12 protein-coding genes are annotated in these 17178 nt (G+C 61.0%); 4 read left to right on the top strand and 8 right to left on the bottom strand.

What is annotated here, in order from left to right:
- The first annotated feature begins 59 nt into the window (after nt 1-59).
- Genes rbsK through PU624_RS19745 form a run of 3 tightly spaced genes read left to right on the top strand, consistent with a single transcriptional unit; the run spans nt 60 to nt 3322 of the window.
- Nucleotides 60-977: a ribokinase gene (rbsK, locus tag PU624_RS19755; protein ID WP_283546319.1), complete on the top strand. Its 918-nt coding sequence runs from the start codon at nt 60-62 to the stop codon at nt 975-977.
- A gap of 9 nt (nt 978-986) precedes the next feature.
- Entirely contained in the window at nt 987-2312 is a 1326-nt protein-coding gene (gene fucP, locus PU624_RS19750) for an L-fucose:H+ symporter permease (RefSeq protein WP_283546318.1), read from the top strand.
- Nucleotides 2309-3322: an aldose 1-epimerase family protein gene (locus PU624_RS19745; protein WP_283546317.1), complete on the top strand. Its 1014-nt coding sequence runs from the start codon at nt 2309-2311 to the stop codon at nt 3320-3322. Before fucP ends, PU624_RS19745 begins: the two co-directional genes overlap by 4 nt.
- A 7-nt stretch (nt 3323-3329) precedes the next feature.
- Here PU624_RS19745 and urtE read toward each other — a convergent pair whose 3' ends face one another.
- The 8 genes from urtE to atzF form a co-directional block, all read right to left on the bottom strand.
- Nucleotides 3330-4028, bottom strand: a complete 699-nt coding sequence (gene urtE, locus PU624_RS19740) for an urea ABC transporter ATP-binding subunit UrtE (RefSeq protein WP_283546316.1) — start codon at nt 4026-4028, stop codon at nt 3330-3332.
- A 1-nt stretch (nt 4029) separates the two neighbouring features.
- Nucleotides 4030-4821 carry an urea ABC transporter ATP-binding protein UrtD gene (gene urtD, locus PU624_RS19735; RefSeq protein WP_283546315.1) on the bottom strand — a complete coding sequence of 264 codons (792 nt, stop codon included), beginning with the start codon at nt 4819-4821 and terminating at the stop codon, nt 4030-4032.
- The gene (gene urtC / locus PU624_RS19730; RefSeq protein ID WP_283546314.1) at nt 4818-5891 is read right to left on the bottom strand and encodes an urea ABC transporter permease subunit UrtC; all 1074 of its coding nucleotides are present in this window, start codon (nt 5889-5891) and stop codon (nt 4818-4820) included. Before urtC ends, urtD begins: the two co-directional genes overlap by 4 nt.
- Nucleotides 5891-7456, bottom strand: coding sequence for an urea ABC transporter permease subunit UrtB (gene urtB, locus PU624_RS19725; protein WP_283546313.1), 1566 nt, complete (start codon nt 7454-7456; stop codon nt 5891-5893). Before urtB ends, urtC begins: the two co-directional genes overlap by 1 nt.
- 97 nt (nt 7457-7553) lie before the next feature.
- The gene (urtA, locus tag PU624_RS19720) at nt 7554-8822 is read right to left on the bottom strand and encodes an urea ABC transporter substrate-binding protein (protein WP_283548034.1); all 1269 of its coding nucleotides are present in this window, start codon (nt 8820-8822) and stop codon (nt 7554-7556) included.
- Nucleotides 8823-8849: 27 nt separating this feature from the next.
- Nucleotides 8850-9551 (bottom strand): GntR family transcriptional regulator, encoded by a 702-nt coding sequence (locus PU624_RS19715; protein WP_283546312.1) that lies wholly within the window; start codon nt 9549-9551, stop codon nt 8850-8852.
- A gap of 9 nt (nt 9552-9560) precedes the next feature.
- A complete protein-coding gene (gene uca / locus PU624_RS19710) occupies nt 9561-13178 on the bottom strand; it encodes an urea carboxylase (protein WP_283546311.1) in 3618 nt (1205 codons plus the stop codon).
- A gap of 2 nt (nt 13179-13180) precedes the next feature.
- Complete coding sequence (gene atzF / locus PU624_RS19705; RefSeq protein WP_283546310.1) at nt 13181-14977, bottom strand: allophanate hydrolase; 1797 nt, start codon at nt 14975-14977, stop codon at nt 13181-13183.
- 269 nt (nt 14978-15246) lie between these two features.
- Between atzF and sltY the strand changes: the two genes are divergently transcribed.
- Nucleotides 15247-17166: a murein transglycosylase gene (gene sltY / locus PU624_RS19700; protein ID WP_283546309.1), complete on the top strand. Its 1920-nt coding sequence runs from the start codon at nt 15247-15249 to the stop codon at nt 17164-17166.
- Nucleotides 17167-17178: the final 12 nt, after the last annotated feature.

Here is a 17178-nt window from a genome sequence, read left to right as displayed (position 1 = left end):
GAAAGGTTATTGTTACTTTAATAACATTTAAAGTGTGAAAAACATCCGGGAGATTTTTCATGACAATTGCGGTCATCGGCTCAAATATGGTCGATCTGATTACCTATACCAACAGCCTGCCGAAAGCGGGCGAAACCCTTGAAGCACCCGACTTTGCCATTGGCTGCGGCGGTAAAGGCGCTAACCAGGCGGTTGCGGCGGCGAAAATGGGTGGCAGGGTGATGATGGTCAGCAAGGTCGGCGACGATCTCTTTGCCCCCAACACCGTGGCTAATTTACAGCAGCAGGGCGTGGACACGCGCTTTGTCACCACCGCACCGGGCACCTCCAGCGGCGTGGCACCGATTTTTGTCGATGACCAGTCGCAGAACCGCATTCTGATTATCAAAGGCGCCAACCAGCAGCTGAAACCCGCCGATATCGACGACGCGGCAGAGGCGCTGAAAGCCTGTGAACTGATCATCCTGCAGCTGGAGATCCCGCTGGAGACGGTCTATTACGCCATCGATTTTGCCCGCCAGCATCAGATCAACGTGATCCTGAATCCGGCACCGGCTGTCCCCACGCTCGATATTCACTACGCCTGCAAATGCGATTTCTTTATGCCCAACGAAACCGAGCTGGAGATCCTCACCGGCCTGCCGGTCAGCACCGATGAAGAGGTGATCCTCGCCGGACAGTCGCTGCTGAAGCGCGGCCTTAAAAATCTGATCATCACGCTGGGCGGCCGGGGATCGGTCTGGATGAGCGGCGACCAGGTGCATCGCGTGGCTGCGACGCCGGTTCAGGCGGTCGATACCAGCGGTGCGGGTGATGCCTTTATCGGCTGTTTTGCGTATCTGCTGGTGAAAACCGGCGATGTGGCCGCCGCCATGACGCAGGCTTCTGCTTATGCCGCCTGCAGCGTCACCGGGCGCGGCACGCAGTGTGCTTATCCCGACGCCGGGGCTTTCCAGCGTTTTCTCAACCGTAACTGAGGTTCTGCTATGCAACAGAAAATTGTTCAGCAATCTGATGGCTATCTGAATAAAACGCCGCTGTTCCCGTTCATTCTGCTGTCGTGCCTCTTTCCGCTCTGGGGCTGTGCGGCGAGTCTCAACGATATTCTGATCACCCAGTTTAAAAGCGTGTTCGCCCTGAGCGACTTTGCCAGTGCGCTGGTGCAGAGCGCCTTTTATGGCGGCTATTTTCTGATTGCGATCCCCGCCTCGCTGGTGATCCGCAAAACCAGTTACAAGATGGCGATTATGACTGGCCTGGCGCTCTACATTGCTGGCTGTATCGCTTTCTATCCCGCTTCGCACATGGCGACCTACACCATGTTCCTCGCGGCGATCTTTGCCATCGCCATCGGCCTGAGCTTCCTGGAAACTGCGGCCAATACCTACAGTTCGATGATTGGCCATCGCGACCATGCCACGCTGCGCCTCAACGTCAGCCAGACCTTCTACCCGATTGGTGCGCTGATGGGGATCGTGCTGGGTAAATATCTGGTGTTCCAGGACGGCGACAGCCTGGAAAGTCAGATGGCGACGATGACGGCAGAGCAGGCGCATGCCTTCCGCCTGACGATGCTGGAACACACGCTGGAACCCTACAAATATCTGGTCATGGTGCTGGTGGTGGTGATGCTGCTGTTTATGTTCACCCGCTATCCGCGCTGCAAACCTGAGAGTAATGAAAAATCCCGGCCATCGCTGGGCGAGACTTTCCGCTATCTGGCCGCTAATCGTCATTTTAAACGCGGAATTGTGACCCAGTTCCTCTATGTCGGCATGCAGGTGGCGGTCTGGTCGTTTACCATTCGTCTGGCGCTGACGCTGGGGGCGGCCAATGAGCGTCACGCCTCTGACTTTATGATCTACAGCTTTGTCTGCTTCTTTATCGGCAAGTTCGTGGCGAACTTCCTGATGACCCGCTTCCGTGCCGAGAAAGTGCTGATCGCCTATTCGGTGCTGGGCGTGCTGACGCTGGCCTATGTGATGCTGGTGCCGGACTTTACCGCCGTCTACGCCGCCGTGTTTGTCAGCGTGCTGTTTGGCCCCTGCTGGGCAACGATCTACGCCGGTACGCTGGCGACGGTCGAGAATAAATACACCGAAGTGGCAGGCGCGTTTATCGTGATGGCGATTGTCGGCGCGGCCTTTGTCCCGGCGCTGCAGGGGCTGGTGTCTGACACTCTGGGCTCAATGCAGCTGGCGTTTGGCGTTTCGCTGCTCTGTTTCGCCTGGGTCGGATTCTACTTCTATGGCGAACTGCGCCATAAAAAACAGCCGGTTGCCGCCGGTCGTCTGGTGGGGGAGTTACCATGAAAACCCGTTTACCCTTAGCGCGTGACCTGTTTCACGCCACGCCCTGGGTGCTGTTAGAGAGCGAGGACTTCCGGGTTGAGCTGTTTCGCTATCCGGCGGGCATTGAGGCGGTGCGGATTCACAACCGGCGCGGCAGCGTGACCGTGCTGCCGTTTCTCGGACAGATGATCTGGGACGTGCAGTTTGACGATCATAACCTGACCATGGGCCACAGTTTTAAACAGCCGCTGCCCGCACATTCGATCATCGACACCTATGGCTGCTTTGCATTTCATTCGGGTCTGCTGGCTAACGGCTGTCCGGCGCCAGAGGACGATCATCCGCTGCACGGTGAAATGGCCTGCGCCCGCATGGATAGCGCCTGGCTGGTGCTGGAGGATCAGACGCTGTCGCTGGAAGGGGAGTGTGAATATGTTAAAGGCTTCGGCCATCACTATCTTGCGGCCCCTGCCGTCCGCCTTCAGGCCGATCGGCCCCGTCTGACGATAGAGATGACGGTGACTAATCTCGCCGGTGCGCCGATGCCGTTGCAGTATATGTGTCACCTCAACAGCGCATGGGTCGATCAGGGACGGTTCCGGCAGTCGATCCCCGAAGAGGCATTCCAGCTGCGTCGCTCGATCCCGGCGCACCTGCGACCCACGCCCGCCTGGCGGGATTACACGGATCAGCTGGCGCGCGATCCGCAGGCGTTACAGCAGCTCAATCAGCCGCAGCTCTGCGATCCGGAGATCGTCTTCTTCGCGGACGATCTGCCGCAGTATGGTGATGAGGTACAGTTTGAGCTGCATTCGCCGCAGGGCTATGTGCTGATGACGCGCTTCTCTACCGCGCAGTTTCCGCACGCGACCCGCTGGCTGCTGCATAACCACGATCAGCAGGTGGCGGCCTACATTCTGCCCGCCACCTGTCGGCCAGAGGGTTTTCTTGCCGCGCAGCAGGCCGGTACGCTGATCACCCTGGCGAGCGGTGAACAGCGCCACTTCTCCGTCGAGACCGGCCTGCTCTGAGCCGGGTTTAAATCGCCACCAGGCCGCGCACACCCTCTGCTTCCATGGTGTCGCCGCGGCCACGCTGCACGATCTCACCGCGCGACATTACCAGATAGCTGTCCGCCAGCTCCGCTGCGAAGTCATAAAACTGCTCCACCAGCAGGATCGCCATATCGCCGCGCTGCGCCAGCTGACGGATCACTGCGCCGATCTCTTTGATCACCGAGGGCTGGATCCCTTCGGTCGGTTCATCAAGGATCAACAGCAGGGGCCGACAGGCCAGCGCACGGCCAATCGCCAGCTGCTGCTGCTGACCGCCAGAGAGATCGCCGCCCCGGCGTGACTTCATCGCCAGCAGCACCGGAAAGAGCTGATAAATCTCCTCCGGTACTTCACGCGCCTGCGCAGCCGGAAAGCGTGACAGCCCCATCAGCAGGTTCTCTTCCACCGTCAGACGCGGAAAGATTTCCCGCCCCTGTGGCACATAGGCGATACCCGCCTGCACCCGCTGGTGCGGCTTGCGACCATTCATTCGCTGCTGCTGCCACTGAATCTCGCCTGACTTCGCCGGAATCAGCCCCATCAGGCACTTCAGCAACGTAGTTTTCCCCACGCCATTGCGCCCCAGCAGACAGGTGATTTCGCCAATCTTCACCTCAAATGACAGGCCGCGCAGAATGTGACTGCCGCCATAATATTGATTCAGTTCAGTAACCTGTAACATTTCAGCGCCCCAGATAAACGTCGATAACCTGCTCATTAGCCTGAACCTCGCGCAGCGAACCCTCGGCCAGAACCTGTCCCTGATGCAGCACGGTGACATGATCGGCGATGGTCTCGACAAAGCCCATGTCATGCTCCACCACCATCAGTGAATGTTTGCCCGCCAGGCTGCGGAACAGCTCGGCGGTGTAGTCCGTCTCAGCGTCGGTCATGCCTGCGGCCGGTTCATCCAGCAGCAGCAGATGCGGCTCCTGCACCAGCAGCATGCCGATCTCCAGAAACTGCTTCTGGCCGTGCGACAACAGGCCCGCGCGTCGCTGGCGTTCGCCGCCCAGCCGCAGCAGTTTCAGCACCTCATCAATCCGATCGTGCTGTTCGCTGCTGAGGCGGGCGCGCAGGCTGGCCCAGACCGACTTATCGGCTTTGAGCGCGATCTCCAGATTCTCGAACACGGTTAACGCCTCAAACACCGTGGGCTTCTGGAACTTACGGCCAATGCCGGCGCGGGCGATCTCAACGGGTGAGAGACGGGTCAGATCGCTGTTCTGGTCGTAGATCACCCGGCCGGCGTCGGGCCGGGTTTTGCCGGTGATCACATCCATCAGCGTGGTTTTCCCCGCGCCGTTGGGGCCGATCACGCAGCGCAGTTCACCGACGCCGATCTGCAGCGAAAGATCGGTCAGCGCCCGGAAGCCGTCAAACGACACGCTGATTTTCTCCAGTTGCAGCACCGGATCGCGCTGCGCCCGGTGGCGATCCGCGAGCTGGGGTTGGGTAAACAGGGCATCACTCATTTTTTCCTCCGGCGCAGCAGGCCAATCACGCCGTGCGGCAGAAACAGCGTCACCAGAATAAACATCAGTCCCAGGAAGAAGAGCCAGTATTCAGGGAAGGCGACGGTGAAGAAGCTGCGTGCGCCATTAACAATCGCGGCGCCCAGCAGCGGGCCTATCAGCGTGCCGCGGCCACCCAGCGCGACCCAGATCGCCGCTTCAATCGAGTTGGCGGGTGACATCTCCCCCGGATTGATAATGCCGACCTGCGGCACATAGAGCGCCCCGGCCAGGCCACACAGCACGGCGGAGACCGTCCAGACAAACAGCTTGAAGCCGCGCGGGTCGTAACCACAGAACATCAGACGGTTTTCGGCATCCCGTACGGCGGTCAGCACCCGGCCAAATTTGCTGCGCGCCAGGGCGAAGCCGATTACCAGGCTCAGTAACAGCAGTAATACCGTGGCGATAAACAGCCCGATGCGGGTTCCGGTCGCCGTCACCGAAAAGCCGAGCAGGGTGGTAAAGCCGGTAAAGCCATTGTTGCCGCCAAAACCGGTTTCGTTGCGGAAGAAGAGCAGCATCCCGGCGTAGGTCAGCGCCTGAGTCATGATGGAGAAGTAGACGCCTTTGATCTTCGAGCGAAAGGCGAAGAAGCCAAACACCAGCGCCAGCAGGCCCGGCACCAGCATGCTCAGGCAGAGCGCCCAGGCGAAGTATTCCGTGCCGGTCCAGAACCAGGGCAGCTCACGCCAGGAGAGAAAGGACATAAAGGCGGGCAGGCCCTCACCGGCGGCCTGGCGCATCAGATACATGCCCATGGTGTAACCGCCCAGTGCAAAGAACAGGCCGTGACCCAGCGACAGCAATCCGGCATAGCCCCACACCAGATCGAGCGCTACCGCGACCACCGCATAGCAGAGGATTTTGCCGACCAGCGTCAGGGTATAGGTGGAGATCGCCAGCGGATGCGTGGCGGGCAGCAGCGCCAGAAACGGCATCACCAGTAACGCCAGGGTGATCGCCAGGCCGATGCTGATCGTCAGGCGCGGCGCCGTGCGCGCCACGCGAAGTGTGATGGGTTGCGTCATCAGTCAGTCACCCTTCCTTTAACCGCAAACAGGCCCTGCGGACGTTTCTGAATAAACAGCACGATAATCACCAGAATCAGGATTTTACCCAGCACCGCGCCAATCTGCGGCTCCAGCACTTTGTTCAGAATGCCCAGGCTGAACGCGGCCACCACGGTACCCGCCAGCTGGCCGACGCCACCCAGCACCACCACCAGGAACGAGTCGATGATGTAGCCCTGACCCAGCTCCGGTCCGACGTTACCGAGCTGCGACAGCGCGACACCGCCCAGCCCGGCAATGCCCGAGCCAAGGCCAAACGCCAGCATATCGACGCGGCCGGTCGGCACGCCACAGCACTCTGCCATCGCGCGATTCTGCGTCACGGCGCGCACGTTCATGCCAAGGCGGGTCCGGTTAAGCAGCAGCCAGGTAAGCGCCAGCACAAATACCACAAACAGGATCACCGCGATGCGGTTCCACGGCAGCACCAGATTAGGCAGCAGCTGTAAGCCACCCGAGAGCCATGACGGATTCGCCACCTCCAGGTTTTGCGCCCCGAACAGCACCCGCACCAGCTGGATCAGCATCAGGCTGATCCCCCAGGTGGCGAGCAGCGTTTCCAGCGGACGGCCATAGAGATGACGGATGATGGTGCGCTCCAGCGCCATGCCGATGGCGGCAGTAACCATAAAGGCGACCGGCAGCGCCAGCAGTGGATACCAGGCTAAATAGTCCGGTGCAAACTGCTGAAACAGGCTCTGAACCCACCAGGTGGCGTACGCGCCGAGCATCAGCATTTCACCGTGCGCCATGTTGATCACCCCCAGCAGGCCATAGGTGATCGCCAGGCCCAGCGCGGCCAGCAGCAGGATGGAGCCCAGTGACAGGCCGCTAAACGCCTGTCCCAGCAGATCGCCCCACATCAGCCGCTTCTGAATCTGTTGCAGGCTCTCCGCCGCGGCTGCCCGCACCGTGGCGTCCGGCTCATTCGCGGGCTGGGTCAGGCGTTGCAGACTGGCCTGGGTGTTGGGATCGCTGGACTCGCCCAGCAGCTTCACCGCCCGCAGGCGCACCATCGGCTCGCCATCCGCCAGTTGCAGATTCGCCAGCGCCAGCGCTAATGCGGCGTGAACGCGGCTGTCCTGTTCGGCGGCCAGGCGCTGTTCCAGCAGTGGCAACTGGTCGGCAGCACCCTCATTTTGCAACTGCTGCGCCGCGCGCAGACGCAGGGTGGCATCACTGCTCACCAGCTGGTGGGCAGCCAGCGCGTTGTTAACCAGCACGCGCAGGCGATTGTTCATAAAAAGCTTTTTCAGATTACCCGTGGGCTTTGCCACCATATCCAGCGGCTGCAGCGTTGAACCCTGCTGGCTGAACGGCTGTTTGTTCTGGTCGATGACCACGGTTTCGGCATTCAGTGCTTCCAGCAGCGGCAGGCGATGACTGTCCGGCGCGGCGGCCCACTGTTGCAGCAGCGTGGCCTGCTGGCTGCGGCTGGCGGCAGCAAAGTCCGCCGCCGGTCCGGCGCTGGCAAACAGCGGCATCAGCAGGAGCAGGCTGAAAAAGCAGCGACATAGATTCATAAAGGGAGCCTCGTTTGGGGAGGTCAGCACGGCAGTGGGATGAACTGCCGTGCTGCCGCTTCACAGCGGGTGACGCTGTCTCATCAGCAACGCGCGATTACTGCGCGGTCTTCACCGGGTAATCGGGCTTCTTGTCATTACCGGCAATGTACGGGCTCCACGGCTGCGCACGCACCGGCTTATCGGTCTGCCACACCACGCTGAACTGGCCGTTCTCTTCCACTTCGCCAATCATGACCGGCTTATGCAGATGGTGGTTGGTCTGGTCCATGGTCAGGGTAAAGCCATCCGGCGCTTTAAAGGTCTGACCGGCCATCGCCGCGCGCACCTTGTCCACATCGGTCGTGCCCGCTTTTTCTACCGCCTGCGCCCACATATGAATGCCGACATAAGTCGCTTCCATCGGGTCGTTAGTGACGACGGTGGCGGCGTTCGGCAGGTTGTGTGCTTTGGCATATGCGCGATAATCGGCGACGAATTTCGCGTTGGTCGGATTATCGATCGACTCGAAATAGTTCCAGGCCGCTAACTGACCCACCAGCGGTTTGGTGTCGATACCGCGCAGCTCCTCTTCGCCTACGGAGAAGGCGACCACCGGAATGTCCGTGGCTTTGATGCCCTGGTTAGCCAGCTCTTTGTAGAACGGCACGTTGGAGTCGCCGTTGATGGTCGAAACCACCGCCGTTTTACCACCAGCCGCGAATTTTTTGATGTTGGAAACGATGGTCTGGTAGTCGCTGTAACCAAACGGCGTGTAGACCTCTTCGATATCTTTGTCGGCCACGCCTTTGCTGTGCAGGAAGGCGCGCAGGATTTTGTTGGTGGTGCGCGGATAGACGTAGTCGGTGCCCAGCAGGAAGAAGCGTTTCGCGCTGCCGCCATCTTCGCTCATCAGGTATTCCACGGCCGGAATCGCCTGCTGGTTAGGCGCCGCACCGGTGTAGAAGACGTTAGGTGACATCTCTTCCCCTTCATACTGCACCGGATAGAACAGCAGGCCGTTCAGCTCTTCAAACACCGGCAGCACCGATTTGCGCGACACCGAAGTCCAGCAGCCAAACACCACCGCCGCTTTATCCTGCGTCAGCAGCTGCCGCGCTTTTTCGGCAAACAGCGGCCAGTTAGAGGCAGGATCGACCACCACCGGCTCCAGCTTTTTCCCCAGCACGCCGCCTTTGGCGTTAATTTCATCTATGGTCATCAGCGCCACATCTTTCAGCGGCGTTTCAGAAATCGCCATGGTGCCGGAGAGCGAATGCATGATCCCCACCTTGATGGTGTCAGCCGCCTGCGCACTCCAGGCAAACCCCATACTGACAACGGTAGCGGAGAGGGCGAAAGCTTTGATCAACGAACGTCTTTTCATCATTTAAACCCCTGAGTGGTTGTTATGTTATTCGGTGAGCTGGAGCCGGGCCTGCTGGAGGCGGTGCAGGGTGATCTTCCTGACCTCCGCCTTACTGACGGCGATGTGATCGGTCAGGATGCGTTGCGCCTCGCCTGTCTGCTGCTGGAAAATCGCCTGTAAAATTTCGGCATGTTCCTGATAGGTCGCACAGATGCGGTCATCGCGGGTGAAGTCGAGCCGGCGAATAATGCGGATCTTCTCGGTGAGTTCGGCGTGAATGCGCGCCATCTCCGGGTTGCCTGCGGCCGCGACCAGCGTCATGTGAAACGCTTCGTCATGCTGTGACACCACCAGACCTTCGGTGAGCGCCTCCGCCTCGCACCAGAACTGGTTGAGTTCATTTAACAGTGCGGCACACTGCGGCGCGGGCAGGGCGCAGAGGCGTTTTACCGCCTCGCACTCCAGCACCGTGCGCAGGTCATACAGCGATTCGAACCAGGCGAAATCGAAGTTTTTAATCTGCCAGCCGCTGCGGAACCACACTTCGACAAAGCCTTCGCGCTCCAGCCGGAACAGCGCCTGGCGCACCGGCGTGCGGCTGACCGCCATCCGTCCGGCAATTTCGCTTTCACTGAACCGGTCGCCCGGCATCAGGCGAAAGGCGAAGATATCGGCCTTCAGCGCCTGATAGACCCGTTCGGCCAGCGCTTCCGGGCGCGCTTTAGGGGATTGAGGTTGGGTTGTCATCGGCGCTCCTTATTCCAGCCACAGCAGGTTATCGCCAGGGCTGACCGGCCGGCCCGCCTGACAGGCGATACGCGTCACCCGACCAGCCTGGGGCGCGACAATCGCCAGCTCCATCTTCATCGCCTCGACGATAATCAGCGTCTGTCCGGCGCTGACCTCGTCGCCCGGCTGTACCAGCACTTTCCAGATGTTGCCATTGAGATCCGCCTGCACCGCCAGCCCGGCTTCCTCCTCTTCACTGACGCTGGCCTGCGCCTCATCCGCCGCCGGTGCGTTCTGTTCTTCCTGCGCCCAGAGCTGCACTTCCTGTTCAAAGGCGGTGGCCTGGCGCTGGCGGAACGCGGCAATCTCAGCGGCGTGGTCGGCGAGGAACTGCTGGTGGGCGGCAAAATCAAACTGTGTTTCTTCAATACGCAGGCTGGCGCGCCCTTCACGGAAATCTTCGCGCAGCTGGTTAAGTTCGGTTTCACTCACCGGGTAGAAGCGTACCTGATCGAAGAAGCGCAGCAGCCACGGCGCATCGGCCGCGAACTGCGGATTTTTCAGGAAGGTGTTCCAGATGGGCAGCGTGCGGCCCACCAGCTGATAACCGCCGGGCGAATCCATGCCGTAGATGCACATGTACATGCCGCCGATGCCGACGGTGCCTTCGGCAGTAAAGGTACGTGCCGGACTGTATTTGGAACTCAGCAGGCGATGGCGCGGATCGATCGGGACGGCGCAGGGCGCGCCGAGGTAGACATCGCCCAGCCCCAGCACCAGATAGCTGGCGTCGAGCAGGGTGTCGCGCACCTCATCGCGGCTGCTTAAGCCGTTAATACGCTGGATGAAGTCCACGTTGTTCGGCAGCCAGGGCGCGCTGGCACGCACCGTCTCCTGATAGCGGCTGACCGCGCCCAGGGTGGCGCTGTCTTCAAACGCCATCGGCATCCACACCACGCGCGACGGGACTTTCAGCGTGCTGACATCGCCCAGTGTCGCTTCCAGCGTCAGCAGCAGCGACATCAGAGCGGACTGCTGAATAATGCGGCTGTCGTAGCGCACCTGCAGTGAGCGCACACCCGGCGACAGCTCCTCCACACCTGGCTCCGCCTGCGCCGTCAGCGCATTCATCAGCAGGTGCACGCGCAGACGCAGCGCCAGATCCAGCACGTTGTCGCCATACTCAATCAGCACATATTTGTCGCCCGCCTGGCGATAGACCACTTTCGGCGTGCTGCCGGTAGCCTCAATGGCGGCCAGAATGGTGGCGGAGCCGTGGGCGGTTTCGGCCAGCGACGGCACGGCAAAGGTCGGTGGATGTTCCGGCCGCAGGGTTTCAATCAGATGCATCTGCGCTTTTTCCCGCGCCAGCGCATCGTCTGCCGTAATCGGGTGGAAGCGGATGGTGTCGCCAGGTTTGACCTGGCCCACTTTCCACAGCTCGGCTTTGGCGATGGTCACCGGACAGACAAAGCCGCCGAGGCTCGGGCCGTCATGCGTCAGAATCACCGGGAAGTCGCCGGTGAAATTGACCGCGCCGATAGCATATTCACAGTCGTGAACGTTAGAGGGATGCAGGCCCGCTTCGCCGCCGTTGGCGCGGGTCCAGGTCGGTTTCGGGCCGACCAGCCGCACGCCGAGGCGGTTGGAGTTGTAGTGCACCTGCCAGTCGCTGGCAAAGAATTCGTCGATGGCGGCCTGGGTGAAGAAGTCCGGCGCGCCGTGCGGGCCATAGAGCACGCCAATGCGCCATTCGGTGCCGTAGTGCGGAATCAGCGCCGCATCGAGCGGCTGTGGGGCGCTGACCGGGGCAGGCGTAGTGCAGGCTGCCCGTTCAGGCCGGGAGATCGCCAGCATATCGGCAACCCGCAGAGTACGACCGGCGTGACCGCCAAACTGTCCCAGCGAAAAGGTGCTGCGGCTGCCCAGATACTCCGGCACGTCGAAGCCGTTGCGCACCGCCAGATAGCTGCGGCAGCCCTGCCGGGCGCGTCCTAGTGCCAGTGTCTGTCCCGCCTTCACCGTCAGCGGCTGCCAGTAGCTGACCGGTTCGCCCTCAAGCGTGGCGCCGCAGTCCGCGCCGGTCAGCGCCACAATAGCATCACAGTGGAAACGCAGCGTCGGTCCCTGCAGGGTAAATTCCAGGCCTGCGGCGGCCTCGTGGTTACCCACGATGCGGTTAGCCAGCCGGAACGCGAAGTCATCCATCGGGCCGGAAGGCGGTACGCCGATATCCCAGTAGCCGAGGCGGCCCGGATAGTCCTGAACCGAACTGAAGGTGCCGGGTTGCAGCACTTCCACCACGGAGGCGGCAGGGACGACGCTGTCGAGATAGCGCGTCCAGACATTGCCACTGCGAAACGCGTCGCTGGAGGTAATCTGGCGCAGATAGTCGAGGTTGGTGGCGATGCCATGCAGCTGAGTCGCATCCAGCGCATGGTGAAGTTTTTCCAGCGCCGCATCGCGGGTGTCGGCATGGACAATCAGCTTGGCGATCATCGGGTCGTAGAAGCTGGAGACCTCGCTGCCGGTTTCGATTCCGCTGTCGACACGCACGCCGTCCGGGAAGGTGACGCCGGTTAACAGGCCGGGGCTGGGCTGAAAGTTCTTCAGCGGATCTTCCGCGTAGAGCCGCACTTCAATGGCCGCGCCCTGCGGAGCCTGCTGCAGACGTGACCAGTCCACCGCATCGCCCGCCGCCACCTGCAACATGCACTCCACCAGATCGAGTCCGGTGACGCATTCGGTGACCGGGTGCTCCACCTGCAGGCGGGTGTTCACTTCCAGAAAGTAAAAGGCCTGCTGGCTGACGTCGTAGATATACTCCACGGTGCCTGCGCTGCGGTAGTTCACCCGCTCGCCGAGCCGCACTGCCGAGGCGAGCAGGGCATCACGCGTGGCCTGCGACAGGCCGGGCGCAGGCGTCTCTTCCACCACCTTCTGATTGCGGCGCTGCAGTGAGCAGTCACGCTCGCCCAGCGCCACCACGGTGCCTTTACCGTCACCAAAAATCTGCACCTCAACGTGGCGGGCGCGATCGATACAGCGCTCCAGAAACACGCCTGCATCACTGAAGAACTGCTCGCCAAGACGGCGCACGCTCTCCCAGGCGCTGGCGAGTGCGTCGGCGTCGGCGCAGCGCGTCAGGCCAATGCCACCGCCGCCCGCCGTGCTTTTCAGCATCACCGGATAGCCAATCTTATCGGCTGCCTGCAGCGCCTCTTCCAGCGAAGCAAGCAGCGGTGTGCCTGGTGTCATCGGGACACCCGCACTGGCTGCCAGCTCACGGGCGCGGTGCTTCAGGCCGAACTCACCAATCTGCTGCGCGGTGGGGCCGATAAAGGCGATGCCCGCCGCGTCGCAGGCTTCGGCAAATAGCTGACTTTCCGACAGAAAGCCATAGCCGGGCCAGATCGCCTGCGCGCCGCTCTGCTGAGCCGCGGCCAGGATTTTGTCGATGCGGAGATAGCTGTCGCTGGCTTTCTCGCCGCCCAGCGCGATAGCGATATCCGCCTGCTTAACGTGCTGCGCGTTGCGGTCAGCGTCGGAATAGACCGCGACGCTTTTCACGCCGAGGCGCTTCAGGGTGCGGATGGCGCGACAGGCAATTTCGCCGCGGTTGGCAATCAGTACGGTGGTAAACATGATCAGTGACTCCCCTGTGATGCCAGCCAGTTGCGCCAGCCGCCCGTTTCAGTGATTTCCAGCGCGGTCTTCAGCGCTGAGCCTTCGCAGATAAAGCCTTTAACCACCCGGCCATCGGCCAGTGTCAGGCTGCCAATGCCCAGCGGTGCAGGGATCTCCGCTACAAACTCGCCAAAGCGCGCCAGCGGGATATCCCACAGCTCCACGGTGATCGCCGCTCCCTGGTCATCACGCATCAGGCCGGGCTTTTTGATCGCGCCCTCCAGCAGGGCGAAGAGGCGGTAGTGTGGTGCGGTCTTTGTCTCTTCAACCCAGACGGCATTGCGTTCGGTGAGCTGGAAATTAAGCGGCATCCCGGTGAGATGCGCACCGACCACCGCCAGCCGGACGTGGTCAGGTGAGGCAGGCAGCGTGGCGCGACGGGCCGGGCAGGGCTGACCGGTCGCGCCCAGCGGCAGAGCGAGCTGCTGCTGCCAGCGAATGCCAAACTCCGCCAGCGCCCGATCGTGCCAGGCCGGTGCAATCAGCGTGATGCCTGCCGGAAGATCGTCGTTGCGGAACGGCGCGGGCAGCGCCAGGGCAGAGAGGTCGGCGAGATTTGTGAAGTTGGTGTAGGTGCCGAACTGCGAGTTGAAGTGAATCGGCTCCTGCTTCATCTCTTCCAGGGTGTGGATGGTGGGCGAGGTTGGCACCACCAGCGCATCAAACTTTGCCAGCGTCTCCTGAATCTGGCGCGTCAGTTCGGCGCGCAGATATTCGGCTTTCCAGGCATCAACCGCGCTGTATTTCAGGCCGCTTGCAACGATCTCATACACGACCGGGTCCATCTCCGCCGGACGATCGAGCATAGCGCCCACCGCCGCCGTGCGTTCGGCGACCCAGGCGCCGTAATAGAGCTGTTCAGCCAGCTTCCGGAATGGGGTGAAGTCGATGGGGTGCAGCGTCGCGCCGCCCGCCTGCAGCGCTTCCAGTGCCTGATCCCAGGCCGCTTCGGCGGCGGCATCATCAAAGAACTCCGGATTCGCCGGGACAGCAAAATGGGGATGAACCGGCAGGCTAGCCGGGGCGGTGCGCGGATTGATGCGCGAATAGGCGTCACCGGCATCGTAGCCACCGATGACGCTGGCGACGCTGAACGCATCTTCTGCCGTCAGGGCAAACACCGAAATGGTGTCGTTGAGGCGGCAGGCCGGCACCACGCCGCGTGCAGAGAACCAGCCCTTGGTTGGCTTCAGTCCGACAATATTGTTGAAGCCCGCCGGCACGCGGCCCGAACCGGCGGTATCGGTGCCGAGTGAAAAGGCGACCAGCCCGCGCGCCAGCACTGATGCCGAGCCGGAGCTGGAGCCGCCGCTGACATAATCAGCGTCAAAGGTGTTACTGACCGCGCCAAACGGCGAGCGGGTGCCCACCAGACCGGTCGCGAACTGATCGAGGTTGGTTTTGCCAATGACGACGGCACCAGCGGCTTTCAGCCGGGCGACGGCGACCGCATCTTCGCTGGCGGTATAGGTAAAGGCCGGGCAGGCGGCGCTGGTCGGCCAGCCCGCCACATCGATGTTGTCTTTAACGGCGAAGGGGACACCAAACAGCGGCAGTGAGCCGGGATCGCGCTGATAGTCCGCCAGCAGCGGTTCAATCTGTGCCGCTAACTGTTCCGGGGTCGCCAGATAGATCCAGGCATTATCGTGCGTATCGAGAGCCGCCAGGTGGGCGCTCAGCAGCGAACTAATCTGTTGCGGCGCCTGCTGATAGCGCTGCTGCCAGGCGGGAAGCGTCAGGCCGAGGGTTGAAGTCATAAGAAGAATTCCAGCTGGTATACAAGATGGAATTCAACAGAGCAAAGGCTGTGCCACTTTTTTAACGCGATGATTCAACTGTTTAATACGTTCAGTGATAAGATTTTCTGATGATAATTTGCACAATCACGGCGCGCACGCTGAGCAATGACGGTGCGTTTAATGTCTGTGTGCGTAAATTTTGTGAAGAACATGGCAAGAGTCCGGTGGCCCGGTTAGCATGAAGACTGTCTGGCAACTCGCCGGCCCCAGCAACAGAGGAGATTTACGTGGTGAAGTGGCGTAACTGGATGATAGGGATCTGCCTGGTCGGTTCGGCCAGCAGCGCATGGGCCGATTCGCTTGATCAACAACGGCAACGTTATCAACAAATTAAACAGGCCTGGGACAGTAACCAGATGGCTACCGTGGATCAGCTGTTGCCCACGCTACAGGACTATCCGCTCTATCCTTATCTGCAGTATCGCCTGCTGGCTCAGGATCTCGATCAGGAGACCACCCTGGCGGTGCAGAACTTTATTCGCCAGTATCCGACGTTGCCACCGGCGCGATCGCTCAGTACCCGCTTTATCAATGTGCTGGCTTACCGGCAGGACTGGCAGGGCGTGCTGAACTTCAGCCCGACCGAACCCAAACCGGTGCAGGCGCGCTGTAACTGGTATTACGCCAAATGGGCCACCGGGCAGCAGCAGGCCGCGTTTGATGGCGCGAAACAGATCTGGCTGCGCGGCACGGCATTGCCCGCGGACTGCGATAAGCTCTTCTCGGTCTGGCAGGCTTCCGGTCAGATATCGCCCATTACTATCCTGGAACGTATCCGGCTGGCGATGAAAGCCGGCAATGACAGTCTGGTGAGCTATCTGGCGAAAACGCTGCCTGCCGATTATCAGACCATGTCTGACGCGATACAGACCCTGCAGCAGGACCCGTTAACGGTCAGCTCCTTTGCCAGCGCCGTCGGGCCAACCGACTTCACCCGTCAGGCCACGATTTACGCCTTTACGCGTGTGGCACGGCAGGACATGGAAAATGCCCGCAGCCTGATTCCGATTCTGGTCCGGGCGCAGAAGATGGGGCCGGAAGATGAGCAGGCGCTGAAGGAGATTGTGGTCTGGCGGATGATGGGCAGCGATCTCACCTCTGAGCAGTCGCGCTGGCGCGATGCGGTGGTGATGAACAGTGAATCTACCGCGCTGGTGGAACGCCGGGTGCGACTGGCGCTCTCTCAGCATGACCGACGCGGCCTGAACACCTGGATCGCCCGTCTGCCGCTGGAAGCCAAAGAGAAAGATGAGTGGCAGTACTGGCAGGCCGATCTGCTGTTTGAAAAAGACCGCAAAGAGGAAGCCGAAGAGATCCTGCGCAAGCTGATGAAGGAGCGCGGTTTCTATCCGATGGTGGCGGCCCAGCGACTGGGCGTTGACTACCCGTTGCAGATTGATGAAGCGCCGAAGCCTGACAGCGCGACTATCCAGGGACCGGAACTGGCCCGCGTTCGCGAGCTGATGTACTGGGGACTGGATAACCTGGCCCGCAGCGAGTGGAGCAATCTGATCGGCAGCCGGACGCACACGCAGCAGCAGATGCTGGCGCGTTACGCCAATGAGCAGGACTGGTGGGATCTCAGCGTGCAGGCGACGATCACCGCTAAAATGTGGGACAGCCTGAAAGAGCGTTTCCCGCTGGCGTGGCGGAGCGTTTATGAACGCAATACCGAGGTGAAGCAGATCCCGCCAAGCTATGCGATGGCGATTTCGCGTCAGGAGAGCGCCTGGAACCCGAAAGCGCGTTCCCCGGTCGGTGCCAGCGGTCTGATGCAGATTATGCCTGCCACGGCGGCGCATACCGTGAAGATGTACAACATTCCTGGCTACAGCAATACCAGCCAGCTGCTTGATCCGGAGACCAATATCCAGATCGGTACGCAGTATCTGGAGTATGTCTATCAGCAGTTCAACCAGAACCGGATTTTCGCCTCTGCGGCCTACAACGCCGGTCCTGGCCGGGTGCGTAGCTGGCTGAAAACCAGTGCGGGCAATCTCGACGCCGTGGCGTTTATTGAGACCATTCCGTTCTCTGAAACGCGCGGTTACGTGAAGAGTGTGCTGGCGTATGACGCCTACTATCGCCACTTCATGGGCAAGCCTGACAAGATCCTGTCAGATGCTGAGTGGAATCGCCGTTACTAGCTGTGCTAAGCT

Source organism: Pantoea sp. Lij88, from assembly GCF_030062155.1.
Taxonomy (GTDB): Bacteria; Pseudomonadota; Gammaproteobacteria; order Enterobacterales; family Enterobacteriaceae; genus Pantoea.
The sequence above is the reverse complement of the archived record's forward strand: the minus strand, read 5'-3'. Positions and strand labels throughout refer to the sequence as shown.

Excerpts from the sequence above, each read along its gene's own strand:
- atzF (WP_283546310.1), bottom strand. The coding sequence starts at position 14,977 with ATGACTTCAACCCTCGGCCTGACGCTTCCCGCCTGGCAGCAGCGCTAT.
- rbsK (WP_283546319.1), top strand. The coding sequence starts at position 60 with ATGACAATTGCGGTCATCGGCTCAAATATGGTCGATCTGATTACCTAT.
- PU624_RS19745 (WP_283546317.1), top strand. The coding sequence starts at position 2,309 with ATGAAAACCCGTTTACCCTTAGCGCGTGACCTGTTTCACGCCACGCCC.
- fucP (WP_283546318.1), top strand. The coding sequence starts at position 987 with ATGCAACAGAAAATTGTTCAGCAATCTGATGGCTATCTGAATAAAACG.
- urtA (WP_283548034.1), bottom strand. The coding sequence starts at position 8,822 with ATGAAAAGACGTTCGTTGATCAAAGCTTTCGCCCTCTCCGCTACCGTT.
- urtE (WP_283546316.1), bottom strand. The coding sequence starts at position 4,028 with ATGTTACAGGTTACTGAACTGAATCAATATTATGGCGGCAGTCACATT.
- urtC (WP_283546314.1), bottom strand. The coding sequence starts at position 5,891 with ATGACGCAACCCATCACACTTCGCGTGGCGCGCACGGCGCCGCGCCTG.
- urtD (WP_283546315.1), bottom strand. The coding sequence starts at position 4,821 with ATGAGTGATGCCCTGTTTACCCAACCCCAGCTCGCGGATCGCCACCGG.
- urtB (WP_283546313.1), bottom strand. The coding sequence starts at position 7,456 with ATGAATCTATGTCGCTGCTTTTTCAGCCTGCTCCTGCTGATGCCGCTG.
- uca (WP_283546311.1), bottom strand. The coding sequence starts at position 13,178 with ATGTTTACCACCGTACTGATTGCCAACCGCGGCGAAATTGCCTGTCGC.
- PU624_RS19715 (WP_283546312.1), bottom strand. The coding sequence starts at position 9,551 with ATGACAACCCAACCTCAATCCCCTAAAGCGCGCCCGGAAGCGCTGGCC.